Annotated in this window: 12 protein-coding genes and 1 riboswitch; of the genes, 5 read left to right on the forward strand and 7 right to left on the reverse strand. The window is 67.1% G+C overall.

Annotation, left to right across the window (positions count from 1 at the left end; all coding sequences use genetic code 11):
* Positions 1-350 precede the first annotated feature (350 nt).
* A riboswitch (SAM riboswitch) is annotated at positions 351-452 on the reverse strand.
* Positions 453-667: 215 nt separating this feature from the next.
* A complete protein-coding gene (gene pyrB, locus STHE_RS09335) occupies positions 668-1600 on the forward strand; it encodes an aspartate carbamoyltransferase (RefSeq protein WP_012872326.1) in 933 nt (310 codons plus the stop codon).
* A gap of 93 nt (positions 1601-1693) precedes the next feature.
* Here the strand turns inward: pyrB and STHE_RS09340 are convergent, their stop codons facing one another.
* Both STHE_RS09340 and STHE_RS09345 read right to left on the reverse strand, forming a co-directional pair.
* Positions 1694-3031: a hemolysin family protein gene (locus STHE_RS09340; RefSeq protein ID WP_012872327.1), complete on the reverse strand. Its 1338-nt coding sequence runs from the start codon at positions 3029-3031 to the stop codon at positions 1694-1696.
* An 85-nt stretch (positions 3032-3116) separates the two neighbouring features.
* Positions 3117-4142 carry a sigma-70 family RNA polymerase sigma factor gene (locus tag STHE_RS09345; protein WP_012872328.1) on the reverse strand — a complete coding sequence of 342 codons (1026 nt, stop codon included), beginning with the start codon at positions 4140-4142 and terminating at the stop codon, positions 3117-3119.
* A gap of 265 nt (positions 4143-4407) precedes the next feature.
* On the opposite strand from STHE_RS09345, the gene STHE_RS09350 reads away from it, so the two are divergent.
* Positions 4408-6960 carry an AAA family ATPase gene (locus STHE_RS09350; protein WP_012872329.1) on the forward strand — a complete coding sequence of 851 codons (2553 nt, stop codon included), beginning with the start codon at positions 4408-4410 and terminating at the stop codon, positions 6958-6960.
* Between the two features lie 784 nt (positions 6961-7744).
* Here STHE_RS09350 and STHE_RS09355 read toward each other — a convergent pair.
* The 4 genes from STHE_RS09355 to STHE_RS17975 all read right to left on the reverse strand — a co-directional run bounded on the left by STHE_RS09355 (position 7745) and on the right by STHE_RS17975 (position 15845).
* Positions 7745-8305 (reverse strand): hypothetical protein, encoded by a 561-nt coding sequence (locus STHE_RS09355; protein WP_012872330.1) that lies wholly within the window; start codon positions 8303-8305, stop codon positions 7745-7747.
* On the reverse strand, positions 8302-9966 hold the full coding sequence (locus tag STHE_RS09360; protein WP_041398984.1) for a dynamin family protein: 1665 nt from the start codon (positions 9964-9966) through the stop codon (positions 8302-8304). Before STHE_RS09360 ends, STHE_RS09355 begins: the two co-directional genes overlap by 4 nt.
* A 5-nt stretch (positions 9967-9971) precedes the next feature.
* Positions 9972-14048 carry a dynamin family protein gene (locus STHE_RS09365; RefSeq protein ID WP_169308188.1) on the reverse strand — a complete coding sequence of 1359 codons (4077 nt, stop codon included), beginning with the start codon at positions 14046-14048 and terminating at the stop codon, positions 9972-9974.
* Positions 14049-14381: 333 nt separating this feature from the next.
* Positions 14382-15845, reverse strand: coding sequence for an FxLYD domain-containing protein (locus STHE_RS17975; RefSeq protein WP_012872333.1), 1464 nt, complete (start codon positions 15843-15845; stop codon positions 14382-14384).
* Between the two features lie 174 nt (positions 15846-16019).
* Between STHE_RS17975 and STHE_RS09375 the strand changes: the two genes are divergently transcribed.
* The 3 genes from STHE_RS09375 to STHE_RS09385 all read left to right on the forward strand — a co-directional run bounded on the left by STHE_RS09375 (position 16020) and on the right by STHE_RS09385 (position 18707).
* Entirely contained in the window at positions 16020-17390 is a 1371-nt protein-coding gene (locus STHE_RS09375) for an NfeD family protein (protein ID WP_012872334.1), read from the forward strand.
* A 72-nt stretch (positions 17391-17462) separates the two neighbouring features.
* Entirely contained in the window at positions 17463-18251 is a 789-nt protein-coding gene (locus tag STHE_RS09380; RefSeq protein WP_012872335.1) for a slipin family protein, read from the forward strand.
* A 111-nt stretch (positions 18252-18362) separates the two neighbouring features.
* Positions 18363-18707, forward strand: coding sequence for a hypothetical protein (locus STHE_RS09385; RefSeq protein ID WP_012872336.1), 345 nt, complete (start codon positions 18363-18365; stop codon positions 18705-18707).
* A gap of 139 nt (positions 18708-18846) precedes the next feature.
* On the opposite strand, the gene lhgO is transcribed toward STHE_RS09385, so the two are convergent.
* Positions 18847-20076: an L-2-hydroxyglutarate oxidase gene (gene lhgO, locus STHE_RS09390; protein WP_012872337.1), complete on the reverse strand. Its 1230-nt coding sequence runs from the start codon at positions 20074-20076 to the stop codon at positions 18847-18849.
* Between the last annotated feature and the right edge of the window lie 2 nt (positions 20077-20078).

The following is a 20078-nucleotide window of genomic DNA, read 5'->3' on the forward strand; positions in this document are numbered from 1 at the left end:
GGTGTGATTCGCCGGGGACGAAGAGAGCCCGTCCCCGGATGCTGGGGACGGGCTCGCGAACCCGTGGTACCACCCCGCTTCGCCCGCGCCTCGCGACGCGCGCCTCGGTGGGTGCGGATGCACCCTGACCTGGATAACGGAGGTCAACCCGGCGGGACCTACTGCGGGCGACTGCCCGGTTCAGACCGCGGCTCGGAGGTCATCTTCGGCGAGGGCCCGTGTGCCGCCTCTCACCGTCGCGGCTCGCTGAGACCGTAGCGCCTCGCGTACTCTCCTCGTCAACGCCTTTGCGCTCGGCCGTGGGGCAATAAAAAACCTCCACGGCATCGGTGGAGGATCACAAACCGTGTCGCTCATCGTGCGGACACTGTCCGCCGGCATTGGCACCTGGCGCGGTACGCGCTGGTTGCCGGGCTTCGCAGGGCCGTTCCCTCCACCACTCTGGATGAGCAGAACTCTATTCAGTTGTGGGTCGGATACTACGCCCCTCCGTCGCGGATGTCAATAGGTTTGGGCGGCATTTCCACGCCTGATCCACCCAGCCCCGCCATGACGGGTTCGGAAATGTCTCTTCCGACCAGAGATCTTGGTCGCGTGAAGACGGTGAGAAGGCCGCGATCCGGGTATACTCTGGGATGGCCCGTTTTCGGCCGAGCAGGAAGGAGAGATGATGTCCGGGTCGCGGAGTGCGCGCAGTATCCTCGCCGTGCAGCAGTTCGACCGCCCCTTCCTCGAACAGCTCTTCGCGCGCGCCGACGAGATGCGCGTGATTGTGGCTGCCGGCGGCTCCAACCGGCTCAGCGGCCGGATCATGGCGACCCTCTTCTTCGAACCGAGCACGCGCACGCGCCTGAGCTTCGAGTCGGCGATGATCCGGCTCGGCGGGCAGGTCCTCTCGGCCGAGTACGCCCGGGAGACCTCGTCTGCGGCCAAGGGGGAGACCATCGAGGATACCGCGCGCATCGTCGAGTCGTACGCCGACGTCATCGTCATCCGCCACCCGGAGGCCGGCTCCGCCGCCCGCGCTGCGTCGGTGATCGACATCCCGGTCATCAACGCCGGGGATGGGCCACACGAGCACCCGACCCAGGCGCTGCTCGACCTCTACACCATCCGCTCGGAGCTCGGCCGGATCGACGACCTGCGCATCGCCCTCGTCGGCGACCTCAAGTACGGTCGTGCGGCCCGCTCGCTCGCCCTCATCCTGACGCAGTGCCGGGGGATTGAGTTGACCTTCGTCTCACCGCCGAACGTCCGCATGGGCAACGACGTCACCGCCGCGCTGGCGGCAGCCGGGGTCCGCTTCCGCGAGGAGAGCGACCTGTCGCGGGTCCTGCCGGAGGTCGACGTCGTCTACCAGACCCGCATCCAGCACGAGCGCTTCACCTCGGAGGAGGAGTACGAGGCCGCGCGGGGACTCTACGTCATCGACGCCGCGAGCCTCCGCCTGATGCATCCGAACGCGATCCTGATGCACCCGCTGCCCCGCGTGGACGAAATCGCCCCCGAGGTCGATCTCGACCCGCGCGCCGCCTACTTCCGGCAGGCCAAGAACGGCGTCTACATCCGCATGGCCCTGCTCGACATGCTCCTGGGGTAGTCGAGCGCGCCGATTCCGCGATTTCCGGACTCGCGACCCCGACACGAGTGCGCGGTCGTCGGATCGTCGCCGGTTTGCGCCACGTAGGGCGCGTTACTCCCCCGCTTGCTCCTCTGAGGGGACGTGGTCGCGGATGAGGCAGAGTCGGGCGATGCGGAGGCCATCAAGCACGTCCACGCGGAAGGTCACATCCCCCACCTGCACGGTGTCGCCGACCTCCGGCTTCCGGCCGAGCTGGCCGAAGACATACCCGCCGATGGTGTCGAAGTTCGGGTCGTGGATGTCCAGGCCGAAGCGCTCGTTAACCTCCTCGATGAGCATGAGCCCGTTGATGCGCACCGACCCGTCCGGCAGGACCTCGACCTCCTGCTCCGGCCGCTCGAACTCATCTTGCAGCTCGCCGACGATGCGCTCGACCAGATCCTCCATCGTGATCAGCCCCGCGGTGCCGCCGTACTCATCGATGACGATGGCGATGTGTGTCCGCCGCTGCTTCATGAGCGCCAGCACCTGGTCGATCGGCAGGCTGTCGGGCACCGTCATCGCCTCGCGGGTGATCTCGCGGATGGAGAACCCGTCCGTCTTCCCGGCGGCGAGGATCGGGAAGAGATCCTTGCTGTGGACGATGCCGACGATGTCGTCGAGCGTCTGGTCGTAGACCGGGTAGCGTGACCGGCGCTCCCGTGCGATGACCTCGATCAGCTCCGGCAGCGTGATATCGACCGGCACCGCGATCATCTCGGTGCGCGGCACCATCACCTGCCCGGCGTCGAGGTCGGCGAAGGTGAGGAGCCGGTGGATCATCTCCTGCTCGCTGGTTTCGAGCTGCCCGCCGCGGGCGCTCGCCTCAACGAGCATCTCCAGCTCCTCCACCGTGTAGACCAGGTGGCTCTCGCTCTGGTAACGCAGGCCGAACGGGCGGAGCAGCCACTCGGTCGCCCAGAAGACCACCGCGATCGCCGGGCGGAAGATGGTCGACATGAGCTGGGTGATCTGAGCGGTGAGCAGGATGGTGCCCTCGGCGCGCTGGATGGCGATCATCTTGGGCACCTGCTCGCCCAGCGTGATGTGGAGGAAGGTGATCAGGATGAACGCGGTCGCCACTGCGGCGCTGTGCGAGGCAATGCCCTGCCAGCTCCCGGGCAGCATAGAGAAAAGGCGCTCGAAGAGCCGGGCAAAGGCCGGCTCACCCAGCCACCCAAGTCCCAGACTGGCGACCGTGATCCCGATCTGGGCTGCGGAGATGAACCGGTTGGGGTCGTCCATGGCCCGCAGCACCGCGCGGGCCAGCCGGTTCCCCTCCGCAGCCATTTGTTCGATGCGGGTGCGGCGGGCCGAAACCAGCGCGAACTCCGCCGCGACGAAGATGCCATTCGCGAGGATCAGAAGGAAGACTGAGCCAAGGAGGAGCCACTGCTCCAGACCGAGCACGCCTACTGACACTCCCCACGTAGTCTCACGCTACATCCATCCTATGTATCCGCAGCGTCAGTCTACGTGGTTTGCCCGTCGCTGGCTAGAGCTCGGCGTACGCGGCCAGCCGATCGGCCGCTCGGCGCCGCAGCTTGCGCAGTGCCTCGCTCTCGATCTGACGCACGCGCTCCCGGCTGATGTCGAGCTGCTGGCCCACTTCCGACAGCGTGTGCGGCGAGCCGTTACCCAGCCCGAAGCGGAGCTGCAGCACCAGCCGCTCGCGCGGCGTCAGTTCCTCCAGCACCTCGGCCACATCGCGCTGGAGCAGCGTCTCGACCGCTTCCTCCTCCGGCGAGCGCGCCACCTCATCGGCGATGAGATCGGCGAGGGTGCCTTCCTCGTCCTCACCGATCGGCTTTTCGAGCGAAATCGTGCGCTGGGCGGCGCGGATAAACTGCTCGACCTTCTCCGGCGGGACGCTCATCGCCTCGGCCACCTCCTCGGCCCGCGGCGGGCGGCCAAGCTCCTGCGTGAGCTGCATCACCGTCCGGCGGTAGCGCGTGATGCTGTCGATCATGTGGACCGGCAGCCGGATGGTGCGGCCCTGGTCGGCTATGGCACGGGTGATCGCCTGGCGGATCCACCAGGTCGCGTACGTGCTGAAGCGGTACCCCCGGCGCCAGTCATACTTCTGGACCGCCCGGATCAGACCGAGGTTGCCTTCCTGGATCAGGTCCAGCAACGAGAGCCCACGTCCCACGTAGCGCTTGGCGATGCTGACCACAAGCCGCAGGTTCGAGCGGACGAAGCGCTGGAGCGCCTCGACGTCGCCCTCCTCGATGCGCTTGGCCAGCTCCACCTCTTCCTCCGCCGTGAGCAGCGGCGCCTGCGCGATGTCGCGGAGGTAGAGACGGATCGGATCGGTCGCCAGAGTGGGGTCGTGCTGCAGCAGCTCATCCCAGTCCTCATCGAGAGCCGCTGCGTCCTCCTCCACCTCAACCAGCGCGCGGGAGGACTCTTCCTCCGCGAGAGCCTCCTCGTCGAGCTCGTCGCCGTCTAGAAGAGGCTCCGGCTCGGCCTCCTCTTGGTATTCGTCTTCGTCCGGTCGTCGATCCCTATCCATCACCATCCGCTACGTCCTTCTAGAAGCAGTCAGGCTCGGACCAACCGCCGCACCCGGTGCGGCACGCTATGCCTGCGGGTCACAGTTGGCTTCCCTGACAGTGCGCCGCTCGCCCCCTCCGTGGCGCCACCTATCGGCGCATGCGATCGTCGGCACGCAAGAACAATTCCAACTCCGGCGTTGAACCCGCCTGCCCCGGTATACTTGACCAACAGGTCAGCGTGGATGCATCGCCGCGGGTCCGTGGCGATGCCAGGAGCGGCGGCGTCCCATGATACCAACTCGCCTCGCCATTCGAAACTTCATGTCCTATCGCGAGCCGGTCGAAATCGACTTCCGCGGCATCCGGGTCGCCTGCCTCTCGGGCGATAACGGAGCCGGAAAGTCCGCCCTGCTCGACGCCATCACCTGGGCGCTCTGGGGCAAGGCGCGCGTCAACAGCGACCGGGACCTCATCTCCATCGGTGCCCCGGACATGGAGGTCACCTTCGGCTTCATCCTGGGTGAGCAGGAGTTCCGCGTCACCCGGCGGCGCCGCGCCCGCGCCACCAGCTCGGCCACCCTGGAGCTGGAAGCCATCGAGGGCGACCGCTGCCGGTCGCTAACCGGCGCCAGTCTCCGCGAGACCCAGCAGACGATCGACCGCCTGCTGCGGATGGACTACGAGACGTTCATCAACTCGGCCTTCATCCTGCAGGGCCGGGCCGACGAATTCACCACCAAGACCCCCCAGCAGCGCAAGCAGGTCCTCGCGGAAATCCTCAACCTGAGCGAGTACGATCGCTACGAGGAGGCCGCGCGCCAGGCATTCCGGGAGCGCGACCGGCGCCTGCGCGAGATCGACCTGCACCTGGCCGAGCTCGACCAGCGGCTCGCGGACCTACCCCGCCACCGGGAGGAGGTCGAGTCGCTCGGTCAGGAACTCCTGAAACTGACCGACCGGGCCGACGACCTGCGCCGGCGGCTCGACGCCGTGCAGGAGCGCGTCCGGTCACTAGAGTTTACCGCGAGTCAACGCGAGAGCGTAAGGCGGCGCAAGGTCGAGTTGGATGTCGCCATCGCCGATCTCGAGCGCCGCCGGGCCACGCTCCACGAGCAGATCGCCGCCCACCGCGCCGTGCTGGCAAGGAGGGACGCGATTGAGGCCGGGTACCGCGAACTGACCGAGCTGCGCCAGCGCGAGGCGGACCTGACCGACCGGCTATCGGCCCGCCAGGAGTTGATCGAGCGCCGCCGCGCCATCGAGCAAGCGATCCAGCAGGCCACCCACCGGCTCGAGACGGAGATCCACTCCGTCACCTGCCAGATCGACGAGCGCCGTCTGCAACTCAAGGAGCTACCGGACGTCGTCGCCCGACTAGATGCCGTCACCGCCGAACTCGCCGAACTGACGGGTGTCGCCGACGCGATCGCCCAGGAGCACGCGGCGCAAGCCGCCCGCGAAGCGCGCCGGGGCGAGCTCCAGGCCGAGAACAAGCGCCTGCGAGCCGACATGGAGGAGATCAAGGCCCGGCTCGACCAGATCGAGGGCGCCGGCGCGCTCTGCCCCGTCTGCCGCCGCGAGCTGGGCGAGGACGAGCGCCAGCGGCTGCGCACCGAGTACACCGCCGAGGGCAAAGCGCTCGGCGACCAATTCCGCGCCAACGCTGCGGCCATCAAGCAGCTCCAGGCCGAGGCCGCAGAAGCGGCCGCGAGAATCGAGCACCTGGAACGCCAGCGAGCGCGCGCCGAGAAGCTGGAGCGCACCGCCGCCGCGCTCCGCGAGCGGCACGAGCGCCTCACCCGTGCCCAGGCGGAGACGGAGCAACTCGAAGCCCTCCTCGCGGGGCTCCGCGACCGGCTGGCCCGGGGAGCCCCAGGCGCCGAGCACCGCCCTGCCCTGGCTGAGGTGGAGCAGGCGCTCGCCGACCTCCCCTACGACCGCGAGGAGCACCAGACGATCCGGGCACGCATCGCCGCGCTGCGCGGCGTCGAGGAGGAGCGGCGCCAGCTTGACGTGGCGCAGACCGCGCTCGAACGCGATGAGGCCCAGATCGAAACGCTGACACTCCAGATCGCACAGCACCAGGCCGAGCGAGCCGCCGCCGAGGCAGAGGAGGCTGAACTCAGCGAACAACTCACCCAACTGGAACCCCTGCGCGCCGAGCGCGACGCGCTCCAGGCGGAGTTGGAGGCGCTGGAGGCGTGCCGCGGCGAGACACAGGCGAGGCTCGGCGCCGCTCAGCAGCGGCTCGAGGACTGCTTGCGCCTGCAAGACCTCCGGGAGGAACGTATCGCCGAGCGTCGCCAGGTGGCTGAGGAGAAGATGATCTACGATGAGCTGACCCTGGCCTTCGGCAAGCGCGGCATCCAGGCCATGATCATCGAGAACGTCATCCCGGAGCTACAAGACGAGGCCAACGCCATCCTCGACAAGATGCCCGGCAACACCATGCGCGTCGAGTTCCGCACCCAGAAGCAGACGGTCCGGGGCGACAACACGATCGAGACACTCGACATCGTGATCGGCGACGAGGCCGGACGCCGGCCCTACGAGCTCTACAGCGGCGGCGAGGCCTTCCGCGCCAACTTTGCCATCCGGGTCGCGCTCAGCACCCTCCTTGCCCGGCGTGCCGGCACCCGCCTCCAGACGCTGGTCATCGACGAGGGCTTCGGTACCCAGGACAGCCAGGGCCGCGACGGACTAATCGAGGCCATCCGCGCGATCGAGCGCGACTTCCAGACGATCCTGGTCATCACCCATCTCTCCGAGCTCAAAGAGATGTTCCCCACCCGCATCGAGGTCCGGAAGACTCCCACCGGCTCCCAGGTCCGCGTGGCGTAGTGGATCGCGGGAGCGGGTGATGGGCGTGCGAGGTGTGGTGACGAGGCGCAACGTTGGTGGCCCGTGCCCGGGACTAATGGAGTTTGACGAAATACCGTGATACACCGGAGATCTCCCTGTCGCCCGGCCGCTGTCATCCTGAGCGGAGCCGGCCGGCGCTCCCGCGCCGGGCGGCGCAGCGAAGGATGACACGCGGGGAGTCGCGGACGGCTGGCGGGTGTACCAGGATAAGTCGTCAAAGGTCATGAGCCGGCAAAGGACGGTGAGCCGACCGGGTGCTGGGAGGATCCCAACGCTGCGGAATGTGCCCGGGGCTAAAGCCGCCGGGCTAAGAAACAAAGCCCACTGAAGGGGCTAGGGACGCGGCGCCCGGCGCGGTGCCGAACCGGATACGCCCGGGCGTGGCCATCGCAGCCCCTTCAGTGGGCTTTCCCATATTCAGCGGAGTTTCACAACTGATTCGGATAATGCTCGCCGGGGAGATCGGCGCTTGCGCCGTGCTCAGCGCGGCGTTTATCCGGCCAGCACGTCGTGTCACACCTCGCAGCGTCTTGTGACTGAGTTGTCCGATTCAGTAATGAAACGCCTTTAGGCCCGGGCACATTCCGACCGGTGGACACCGTGTCATGTGGCTGTGCGCCCTCCTCATCCCGACCGGCATCAGCAATCATTCGGCGTCAGTCCGGCGGCCGCGGCCGGAGACAAGGTGATTTCGTCAACCTCCATAACCCGTCGGGTCCCGCATCCTCCGCCGGGTCTCGCTGACGCGGTGTGGTAGATCGCCTCAGGCCCGAAGACGACGATCCTCGGGGTCGTCCATGCGATCCGCCTCCGCGGCGGCCTCACGGAGCTGGCGGCCAACACCATCGAGGTCAGCGAGGAATGCGCCGACCGCTCGGTCGATGGCCAGCTCCCGGGCTGCTTGCCACCGCGCGCGGACCAGTGACCCAAACACGATGCCCGCAGTGAGCGGCGCCGCTACGTGCACCAGCAGCCGGTCTGTCTGCCACCAAGCGATGAAGAATGCTGCGGCAACGAGAGCTACCACCAGTGCCACGCGGAGCCACGGGTTCCCGATCTGTGGCACAAGCGGGCGAACCGCACGCAAGTTTCCCAGCGTCGCCCGAAAGCGAGCGGCCACCTCCGGATGTGTGCCCGCGAGTTTCGCGAGCCAGGCCCCGTTGTAGTGGCTGGGTCGATTCCACTTGGCGACCTCGCGCTGCAGGATCTCGTCGAGCGCCGCTACGTCAAGCAGCGGGCGACCAGCCAGGGCGCGGCGCGCGTGTGTCTCGACGCTGTCGACGAGCGTAACCCACTGTTCCTGGAACTGCGACTCCCAACTCACGCGAGCGCCTCCCGTGCGGCTTCCGCGATAGCCCGTCTCAGCATCTCTATCCTGGTCACCAGCCGCTCGGCCTCGATAACGGCCGCCGTCGCCTCCTGGACCGCAGCCGATGGGTCATGGCAAACGTCCGTGGACGCAGCCGCGGCGAGGAGTTCATCCACCACGTCGAGGTGATGCCGTACGTCCGCCACCAACCGTGGGAGCAACGCTTCCGCCGTCTGCCGCACGGCCTTCTCAAGCTGCTCACGGCTCATGCTGGGGCTGTACAGCCAGTTGCAAAGCCATCGGCTCAGCGTCGCGCTCATCCCCGATCCGGCCGCCACGCCGGTATACACATGGTAGGCCGCGACTGACTCACGTAGCGCCCGCGATTGGTCCAGCATGTGTTCCACCGCCTCCTCCGCGGTCACCGCGAACCATAGGGTAGGGGCAGTCAACTCAAGCGGCGCGAGGCTCCCCGCAACCCGGGCGGTCACACGATCGTGGACAGCCTTGAGCGGCCCGCGGAAGCACACCGTCAGCCGTTTCGGCCATGCCCGGTCGGCATCGACGAGTTCAACCGCGCTCCGCGCCGCGTCGTCGACGAACGGCTCGACGAGGCCGTGAATCTCACTCCGCAGCCGCCGCAGCGCCATGTGGGCTTCTCGTATCGCCTGGCGCCGATGGCGCCGCTCCCGGTCTCGGGCTGACTCCTCGTCCGCAACCACGGCCGCTCTCTTGGCTTCGTTTTCAGCCAAGGCTGTACTAGCGGCGTCGTGGGCCGATGTGATGCGAGACTCCGCCCAGGCGACGCGGGAGAGTACGGCAATCCGCTCACCCGCTGCTCCGGTCAACAAGGTACCCAGGTGCCGCTCGAACGCCCGGAACCCGGGGTCGGGTGCACCGGCCAACGCGGCGCGCGCATCACACGCGAAAATGGCGGGGTTCCCTACGAGGCAGTTCCCCAGCCCGCCCAGCACATCCCGGGCGCGCTGGAGAATCTCCGACCGATCTTTTTCCTCGACAAGCCCGAGCCGGTTGATCACGAAGATGACATTCCCGCGCAGGCGGGCGTTCAAGGTGTGCGCCATCGCCTGCTCGGACTCGGACAGGAGCTTGTCGGCAGCAAGCACGAGCACCGCGAGGTCGGCGCACTCGATCTCGCCCAGCGTGCGCTCGGTGAGCGCGGGGGTATCCTGGAGTCCAGGCGTGTCCACCAGAGTCCAACCCGCCTGCAACGCGGGCACGGGAACGCCAATGCGGACCTCACCGATCCTCGGCGGTGGGACCGCGATCGAGGTAGTGAGATCGAGGAGGATGTAGCGTGCAAGCTCATCCGGCCAGACTCGAGCCTCCTCTGTTCCACGCCCGTGATCTCGTACCACGGTGGCCGTCAGACGCTCCGCGTAGCCCACTCGTACCGGGACACCAGTGGCGCGGTTGGCGCGGACCGGGAGGATGGGCGCGCCCAACAGCGCATTGATAAGCGTCGACTTGCCCGTTTTCAGAACCCCTACGAAGACGACGCGACGCTCTTTTCTCAAGATGGTGCTCTCAAGCTCCCGGCAGAGGCCCATCAGCGGCGGGAAGTCGGCATGACTCCGGAGCCGACGTGTGATCCGGACCAAACGGCCGGTGTCTGCTCCCTGGGAACCCGTATCCGTTAGCCTCTCTGTCGGCATGGCGCTCATTCGTCGGCGACGGTGAGTCCGGTTTTGGCACCGGCGGCACCGAGCCGCTTACCCACCCCCGCGGCCACCACCTCACGGGGATCCTCCTGCGCACCGGTAGCAGCGTCCAACACCGTGTCCACCAAAACGTCAACCCGCTGGCCGATCGCCCGCAGCCGCGCCTTCTCCTGCTCGGCCGAGAACGACGCTTCGCGCATCCGGACAATGATCCGCTGCTGTTCATTGCGCACCTTGTCGATCTCCGCCTGGAGCGCACGGGTGACTACGGTCGCCGCCACGTCAAACTGCGCGCGCAGCGCAGCCTCGATCTCGTCCCGGCGAGCCGGAAGATCTTGTGCGAGCTGCTCAAACAGCTTCTCCCCGAGCGCGCTACGGAGCTGTTTCCGCACCCGGTTGGCATGGTATCTAATGAGGCTCGCCTCGATTGCGATGTACGCCGCCCAGAGCAGTGGACCGCCCGGCAAGATCCAGGGGAGGGCACTCGCGAGTACGACCTGCTCCACCACCCTGCGGAAGAACCCGATCCAGTCGGCCTTGCCGAAGAGAGCCCCGTGGACCTGCGACGGATCGAGCATGATCCCGCCAGCAGCCGCCTGGAGCAACTTGCGGGTACGGTCCCCTTCCACCTCTTCAGCGATGGTGCGCCGTGCATGTCCGACCGAGAACGCCTCGGCGATCTCGTCGAGCCGTACGTTGAAGGCGGCGATCTCGGCGTCGACGTCGGCCGCCAATCTCGCGATGTCCGGCTCAATCACCACCGACACCTGCTCTTGCCAGCGCGCCAACTTGGTGTGCAGGTAGTGCTTCAGTTCGGCTTCGATTGAGCTGGCGATACGCTCTTTGGTCTGGTCGCGCCAAAGCGACTCGACCGAGGCGAGAAGGGTCAACTCTTCGAGCTTGATGAACCGCTCGGAGTCCTGCGGCCAGGTGGAGCGCAGCTCTGACACGTACTCCTGGAGATTGGCGTAGACCGCCCGCGAGATCGACTCGCCATGGAGCCGCACAGTCCGCTCAATCTCCTGCCGCTGGAGATCCAGTTGGCGCAGACTTTCCAGTGCAGCCTGATGACGACGCTCCAATTCCTCGACCGGCTGGTCGAGTGCGGCGCAGTCATCGGCCACTTTCCGCTCAACCCGAGCGGCGATGTGGCGCAGCATCGGCAGCGGTGACTGGAGGGCGGCCTGGAGCTTTTCATCACTGGTCAGGAATCGCTCCAGCTCCCGCTCGAAGGCCGGCACGCCCGACGCCTCCAACGCCGTTGTGTCGACCGGATCCTGACTCCTGGCGCGAAGCGCGCCGCGCGCATCGATGAAGAAGACGCGACGGTCGTAAAGGTCGGCATCGAACGCGCCATCCTCGTCGAGGAAGTGTCGCCCCAACGCGAGCCTGACGAACTCCTTGATGTCCTCGACGTCCGACGGCTCGTCCAACTGATTCACGTAGTTGACCACGAAGAAGACGTGCGTCAGGCGCCCCGGCCCCAGGGCGTGCTCGATAAACTCTCGCTCATCCAGGCTGAGGATGCGCTTCGCGTTGAGCACGAACACGACCGCCTGGACCTGCTTCAAGAAATCCGTTGCCACGCGGGTGCGACTGGCATGCTCGCCCAGGCCCGGCGAGTCGATCAGCATCACGCCGTTAGCGCACAAGGGGTGCAGGGTTTCCATCTCCGCATAGCGGATGTGTTGGAAGCGGTCGATCGGTTCGTGTGCATCGAGCGCTTGTTGATCGGCAGGAGTCAATTGGAACTCGCGGAGGAACTCCTCCCGGCTGAGCACCCGCGGGGTGTCCTGTCCGACCTCGTAGACGCGCACCCCCTCGTTCTCGCCGTGCACCAGGGCAGTAATGATTGCCGTAGCCGGTGCCGCCTTGGCCGGGAGGGCGGGGCTGCCGAGCATCGCATTGAGGAGGGTGCTCTTGCCGTTCTTAAACTCACCCAGTACCAGCACCTTGAACAGCCCCAGGTCGAGATCGCGAGCGCGGACCAGGAGTGCCTCGGCGTCCCGCGCAAAGCCGAGCCCCGGCTGGACCGTTGCGCCCCCCGGTAGCACCACGGGCTCGTCCCCGGGTTCCCCGATCAGGACGGCCAGCTCGCGGAGCGCGTCAGCGACCAGGCGACTCCGATGCCGCGCCTGCGTATACCCTGTGGATTCCGGATCCGGCTCTTCACCAGCACATTCTGGGCTCGCGCCCTCGGGCTCGACCTCACCATCTCCGCCGGCCTCAGTTTCCACAGCAGCTTCCGCTGTACTCACCTCGGCGCGGACATCCGACACGTCCCCTCCAACATCCACGGTCTCGTCCTCGCCATCGGTAACGTCAGCTTCGGACGCGAGGGCATCCGACGCGATATCGTCATTTCCCGGCTTGTGATCGGACTCGCCCGCCGACAGTGCCGTAACCGGCGGCGCCGGGGTATCCGCCGCGGGCTCAGGGAGTTCGCCGACGACGACCACATGAGAGCGGGCGCGGGAAAGCGCCACGTACAGCACCGCATCGTAGGTCCCACGCGCCGCGAGACGATCCAGCTCCGCCACCACGACGATCGGGCTTTCCAGGCCCTTGAAGGAGTAGATGGTAGCAACCCGCACCTGATTCGGTCCGGGGTTCGGCTTCCAGGTCAGCTCGACCGTGCCGACCCGCGCACCTTCCTTCAACGCGCTCTTCGCCTCGCTGTTCGGCGTCAGCACGACGATGTGGTTACGCGGCACGCGTTCTTCGGTCACCAGACGATGGAGTGCGCGGGACAGTCCGACGAGCGGTCGCCCACCCCCATCATCGATGAACTCAATCTCCAGCCCCGGCGGCCCCTGGACCTCCGGCGGGAGCGCGCCTCGGTAGTACCGGATGACCGCCTCATGGATACGCTGGGTGTTGCGGCAATTGACCGACAGCGAGTAGCGAACCCCATCGAATGGGAAGACGGCCTCCTGCGTGTAGATCCGCTGGTTGTCGTCGAAGAAGATGTAGTAGACGCCCCGGTCTTCATCGCGGAGGAGGTAGAGCAGCGTGACGAACCAATCCGTCTTGAAGTCCTGCCCCTCATCGACGATAACGGCGTCGAACCGCTCCTCGGTGCGTTCGATGGCCTCCAGGAATTTCTCCGGGACAACCTTGCTGAAGTGGTGCTGCGTTCCGTCGTCGGGCACCGGCGGAATCTGCACACCGGCACGGTCGCACCATCGATACGCAAGACTGTGGTAGTGGTGGACCTCGACGTTGCCGCTGACCTCCGGCGGCTCTCCGCGCAGTTGTTCTCTGATCCACTCGGCCAAGGCCCTGTTGAAGCAGGTGAAGAGGACCCGCGATCCCTCGCGTGCCAGCCGGCGGGCCTTCTCCAGGGCGAGCATCGTCTTCCCGGAACCGGCGCAGCCGGAGATCAGCGCACGGGTGTTGAGCCGCAAGCCGTCGAGCACGCGATACTGCTGCTCCGTCAGGCGAATGATCTGCTCCTCCGCCTCAAGGGTTTCAGCGTTCAACCCACGCCGCACGATCTCGCGCACCGGCTTGAACGCATCCACGACCGCGTCAACGGCAGCCTTCGGCAGCGGGGACACCTCACCGGGCGGGCCCATGACGCGCCGTACCGCGGCTTCGAGTGCGTGCAGATCCGTGGAGTCGATGATCTTCTCACGATGCCCGTAGGCACCGATGCCGTCGCTGCCGACTGTGACGTCGGGGAGGGCAACGCCATACTCCACGCGATACTCGAAGGGGCGAGTCGCCGGCATCTCCTCTAGCTTGCCGCGGAGCGCGTATGCGTTGTGCCTCGCCTGGTCGAACGGACTCCGCTTCAGGACATGCTCCTCGCCGTGGCGATCAACTGTGGACCAGGTGCCGGACTGGTCATCGACGCGGACACCGCCACCCTTGACTTCGAGCACCAGGATCCCGAGATCCGGGTGAACAATCAGGAAGTCGGCCTCGCCGTCCCGGTCGAAGCGCTGCTCGCGCACGAGCCATTTCACGCTGTGCAGGACCACGAAGTCATCCGGCAACTGTGCCTGGAACAGCCGGAACAGTCGCCGCTCTGCCGCGCTCGCGACATCGTCGGGCAACGACGTTGGATACATCAACACCATCGAGATCCCTCTCCCTGAACCCAGCAGGCTCACTTAGGGAAGCGACAGGAGCCAGTGGAGCACGGCCCGGCCGGCTCCGCGGACCAACAACAACGCACAAGCCGGCCGCATGCAAACAATGATGCTGAGGTCAAGCGATTGTGTGTACCGGACCCGTTGCGAGCCTAGCCCACGTTTCGATAAAAGGCAAGATGGTTCGGCCGCCGACGTGCGATCAAGGGGAATGCCTCGTCTACCCCCGCCGCTCCCCGGTGGTGTCAGGCAGCAAGGTCACCCAACGCCGGGATCGTCATCGTGGCGAGGATGCGAGCGCTGGCCGCGGCTTCATTGCCCGGTGACGAACAGGCGGTAGCGGACAGCGGTGGGAGGTGGCTTGTCGATGCTGGTGGTGATAGTGGCACGCGCGCCGGGCTCCAGAGATGGGGGGTCTGCCAGGCCCCAGGTATAGCCGACGATACGGTCGTGCCGGTCGTAGAGCGCCACGACGTAGGCTGTATAGCGCACGCGGGTCTCCCCGACGTTGCGCACCTCGGCCCGGACGCTGAAGCGGTCGCCGTCGAAGCCGGTGGCCGATTCACGCTCGACGACCAGCGTCGGGTGGGCGCGGCGCTCCCCGGGCTGGCCGGTCGCCAGCACCTCGGCCCGCGCGAACGGATCACCGCTGTCCAGCCAAACCCGGAATGGCAGGGTTTCACCGGGGCCCAGAGGTGCCAGGTCGAGGGGTCCCGTTTGGCTGGCGATCACCTCGCCGTTCTCATCGTAGAGGTTCACCGTGACGGCCACGTCGCCGTAGGCGCCGCGGGACAGATTGCGGACGGTGCCAATGAAGACCCACTTCCCGGTCGCATCCGGACGGTAGGCGACGCTGCCGATCCGCAACGCCGGCTCGCCGCGGTCGTCGAGGTAGCGCCAGGTGTAGTAGTGGCGCCCGACGTTGGCCGACTCCACCTGCCAGCCCGCGGGGTTAGCTGGCGTGTAGGTCAGGACACGGCGCTCGAACGCCTGGAGCAACACCGGACGCGGCTGGCCGTCGACCTGCACCCAGGCCCAGTAGGCCTCGGAGATCGGAAAGCCGGTGACGGCGAAGGGGTCCGGGAAAAGCCGCTCATCGCGGAACTCCCACCCGGCCCAGACCGGCCCAGAGGAGTGCAGGTAGTCCCAGAAGACCGACGCTACAGTGTGGTTCGTCTCCGGAACCAATACCGCAGCGGTGACGCCATACTCAGCGAGCGCTGGGTCGCTCGTCACACGTCCGGCGCGGTCAACCACCTGGATCACGGTCCAGCCGGTCGGAATCGGCTCGTAGCGCAGAAGCGGGGAGAAGGTGGCGTAGGTGGGCGCCCCGGGGTCGGCTATTTCCCCGACAATGGGGATCTCTGCGGGGCCCACGTCCTGAGTCTCACTGGCGCCGAGCTGGATGCGCCCGGTGATCAACTCGGCCGCCAGGCGGCCGCTCGTGACGGGACCGGGCTCGCCGTTCGCGCCGTCAGCGACCTCCAGGCGGCCCTTATCGAAGTACTGCACCCAGCGTCGGCCCGCTGCGCTCCCCGCGCGGGCCCCGGCGTATGGCTCCAGCAGGAGGGGACTGATCGGCTCCGGCCCCCAGACCCAGGCCCGGCTGACCCGCCCCTCGGCGACCGGCCGGTCGAGCCGCGCCCAGACCTGCGCCATCGCATAGTTGTCGATCGGCTGCGCCGCGGCGGCCGGCGTCGCCGCCAGCGCGACGGCAAGCAGCGCCGCACACGACACGATGCGCACGATACGCGCGATGCACGCTCCCGAGCCCATTCTCGTCCCCCGCGCTCCCAGTTTCCCCGGACGGCCCTAAAGCCTCCTCTGCCACCAGGGTAGCGCGCGGAAACGGCGGCGACAGCAGCCCATTCCTCCCAAAACATAACGGCGCAATGCCCGCCAGCGCGCGAAACATTTCGTATAATGAGAGTGGACAGGAGCGCCGACACCATGACTTATCCCCAGCCGCGAATCCCAACCCACCGCCTCACAATCCTCATCACCGCCGTGCTGTTGGCGCTAGCGTCGATGATCGCGCCCGGCGTGCAGGCCGCGACCCCGAGCGTCATGCTGCTCGATATCGATGGTGCCATCACCCCGGTAGTCGCCAACTATGTCGAGCGGGGCCTGCGGGACGCCGAGCGCGTCGGTGCATCGGCGGTCGTCCTGCGGATGAACACACCCGGCGGGCTGAGCAGCGCAATGAACGACATCACGACAGACATTTTCGCCAGCCCGGTCCCGGTGATCGTCTACGTCGCGCCGTCGGGCGCACGAGCGGGATCGGCCGGGGTCTACATCACCTACGCCGCCCACGTCGCCGCCATGGCGCCGTCCACCAACATCGGTTCGGCCACTCCCGTCTTCCTGGACGACAGCGGCCAGCCGCAGGATGCCGACGACGCGATGACCCAGAAGGTCGTCAACGACGCCGTGGCGCAGATTCGTGGGTTCGCCGAGGCCCGCGGGCGTAACGCCGACTGGGCAGAGCAGGCCGTGCGTGAGGCTGCGAACATCACCGCCCAGCAGGCGCTCGAGTTGAACGTGATCGACCTCATCGCGCCCGACCTGCCGACGCTCCTCGATCAGGTGGATGGCCGCACGGTGGAGACAGCCGCGGGCCCGGTCACACTGCAGACCCGCGGTGCCGAAATTCGCACCGAGGGCATGGGACTCGGTGAGCAGTTCTTCCAGTTGATCAGCGACCCGAGCATCGCGTACATCCTGCTGAGCCTGGGAATGCTCGGCATCTTTCTGGAGCTAGCCAACCCCGGGTCGATCCTGCCGGGGGTGCTGGGCGGCATCTTCGTCCTGCTGGCGCTCTTCTCGCTCGGGAGTCTGGACGTCAACTGGGCCGGCGTGCTCCTCATGGGCTTCGGGTTCCTGCTCTTTGTCGCCGATGTCTACGTGACGAGCCATGGCGTGCTCACTATCGGCGGCATCGCCGCCTTTGCCCTCGGCTCGATTATGCTGATGAACTCGACCACGGTCCCGGCGATGCAGATCTCCAAGCTGGTGGTGGCCGTCGTGACCATCCTGGTGGCGGGGTTCTTCATGTTCATCGTCGGGGCCGTGGCCAAGGCACGGCTGCGCCGCGCATCGACCGGCCGCGAGGGGTTGATCGGCGCGATCGGCACCGTGCGACAGCCACTTGCGCCGGAGGGCTACGTCTTCGTCGAAGGCGAGCTCTGGCGCGCGACGAGCCCCGCGGGGCCGCTCGAGCCGGGCACGTCTGTGCGTGTGATCGCGGTCAACGGTCTCACGCTCACGGTGATGCCGGCCGAGTCAGAGCAAGCCCTTGCCGCCGGGCAGGGCGCTTAGGCGCGAACCCGTGCGGGGAATCCTCCCCCGCGCCGTTGATATCCGCTGGAGGAGAATGATGAGGAGCAGCGCATGAGCCCAACTTTTGTCGTGACCGTCGTCGTCGTCCTGTTCGTTCTCATCGTCCTGACGTCGGCCATCAAGGTCGTGCAGGAGTACGAGCGGGGCGTCGTCTTCCGCCTCGGGCGTCTCGTTGGCGCCCGCGGCCCCGGCATCATCCTGCTCATCCCGTTCGTTGAACGGATGGTGAAGGTCGATCTCCGCACCGTGACAATGGATATCCCGGTTCAGGAGGTCATCACCCGCGACAACGTCACGATCCGCGTGAACGCCGTCGCCTACTTCCGGGTGATGGACCCGAACGCGGCCATCGTCAACGTGGCCGACTACATCCGCGCCACGTCGCAGATCGCGCAGACGACGCTGCGGAGCGTGCTTGGTCAGGCCGAGCTGGACGAACTGCTGGCTGAGCGGGAGAAGATCAACCACACGCTGCAGACAATCATCGACGAGCAGACCGAGCCCTGGGGCATCAAGGTGAGCATCGTCGAGGTCAAGGACGTCGAGCTGCCCGACATCATGCAGCGGGCGATGGCCCGCCAGGCCGAGGCCGAGCGGGAGAAGCGGGCGAAGATCATCCACGCCGAGGGCGAGTACGCTGCCGCCCGGCAGCTCGCCGATGCGGCAGCCGTCATCACCTCACAGCCCGGCGCTCTCCAGCTTCGCTTCCTCCAGACGCTGACCGAGGTCTCCTCGGAGCGTAACAGCACCATCCTCTTCCCGGTCCCGATCGACTTGCTTGCCCCCTTCCTCGATAAGGTGGGTTCGGTCAAGGCCGTCGGACAGGGCAGCAACGACTAACGCGTACGTCGCAGCGCCCCGGTCGCCCGTTGGGTGCCGGGGCACTGCTCTGCCTGCGGGAACGGATCGCCGGGCGCATCACCGCCCCGGTCGTGAGGTGAGAGGAAACACATGGCCCAGCGTGGTCAGGACCCGGTCGAAGAGCTGATCGAGTTCCTCGAACCCTACATCGCGCCCCTGATCCAGCGCATCAACGTGGATGAGTTCACCACCGTCGAGTTCATCGAGGCGATGCAGATGGACGAGCCGACACGCCAGGCCTACGAGGCCGCGGTGCAACGCTGGCCGGAGGGCGAACACCGCGCGCGCATGGTGATCCACGGGCAGGTGATCCCGGTCGCGCTCCGCCGCAGCGGCCTGGTCGAGTGGGCCGGCTACGCCTACGGCGAAGAGGACCCATATGCGGTCCCGGCCTGGTGGCGCAAGATCGAGCCCGGTGAGGGGAAGGGTTCGTAAGGGCGTATTGCGTATTACGTCCTTGATCGCATCGCGTCGTCCTCGATCAGCCCCGTCCACAACTCCGCTCTCCCAAGGTTGGGAGAGGGGTCGGGGTGAGGGTCACCCTTACGAGAACCGGGCACAAGGGCTCGCTTTCCTACACCCGCGCCGGGCCGAGATCCGTGGTCTCCTCGACGGCATCCGCGATCAGCTCCGCGATGGCGAGCGACGAGGTCGCTGCGGGAGAGGGCGCGTTGCGCACGTGGAGCGCGCCCTCTTGCCGATCCACCACGAAGTCGTCGACGAGGGACCCGTCCGGTGCGAGCGCCTGCGCCCGCACCCCCGACGGCCCCGGCAGGAGGTCGTCGGGCCGCAGGTCGGGCATATAGCGCTGCAGCTCCTTGAGGAAGCTGCGTTTGCTCAGGTCGCGGTACATCTCGGCGCCCCCGGTCCGCCAGTAGCGCCGGGCCAGTTTGCGGAAGCCCGGGAACGCCAGGGTCTCCTTCAGGTCGCGGAGGTTGACGTCCCGGAAGCGGTAGCCCTCGCGGGAGAAGGCCAGCACCGCGTTCGGTCCCAGCCAGACGCTCCCGTCGATCCGGCGCGTGAAGTGGACCCCGAGGAAGGGGAAGCGGGGGTCAGGCACGGGGTAGATCAGGCTCCGCACCATCCCGGCGCGTTCCGGGCGTAGCACGTAGTAGTCGCCGCGGAAGGGGACGATCTTCGGGGACTCCGGCGCGCCGGTCAGGCGCGCAACGCGGTCGGCGTAGACCCCGGCGCAGGTGATCACGACCCGCGCCTCGATCGTCCCGACCGGGGTGACCAACTGGCGGAGCCCGTCCCGCTGGGTGATGGCGATGACCTCGTGGCCGGTCAGGATGGTGCCGCCCCGCGCCTGAACTTCGTCAGCACACGCGTGCGCGACCCTGCCGAAGTCGACGATGCCGGTCGTGGGCGAGTAGAGCGCCTGGATGCCCTCGACGTGCGGCTCGAGCTCCCGCAGCCGCCTCGGGCCGATCAACTCCAGGCCCGGCACGCCGTTGGCCTGCCCACGCTTGTAGAGCTCGTGCAGGCGCGGCAACTCCGACTCCTCCGTCGCCACGATGACCTTGCCGCACAGCTCGTATGGGATGCGGTGCTCTTCGCAGAAGCGGATCAGCTTCGCCTTGCCGGCGACGCAGGCACGAGCCTTGAGCGAGCCGGGGGCGTAGTAGACCCCGGCGTGGATCACGCCGCTGTTGTGGCCGGTCTGGTGCTGGGCGATGGCCGGTTCCTTGTCGAGGACACCCACGCGGAGCCCGGGCCGGCGCGTGAGCAACTCCCTGGCCGTGGCCAGGCCCACGATCCCGGCACCCACGATCGCAATGTCGAATCGCTCGTCTGCCACCATCC

Origin of the sequence: Sphaerobacter thermophilus DSM 20745, assembly GCF_000024985.1 — a bacterium.
In the GTDB taxonomy this organism is placed as follows: Bacteria; Chloroflexota; Chloroflexia; order Thermomicrobiales; family Thermomicrobiaceae; genus Sphaerobacter; species Sphaerobacter thermophilus.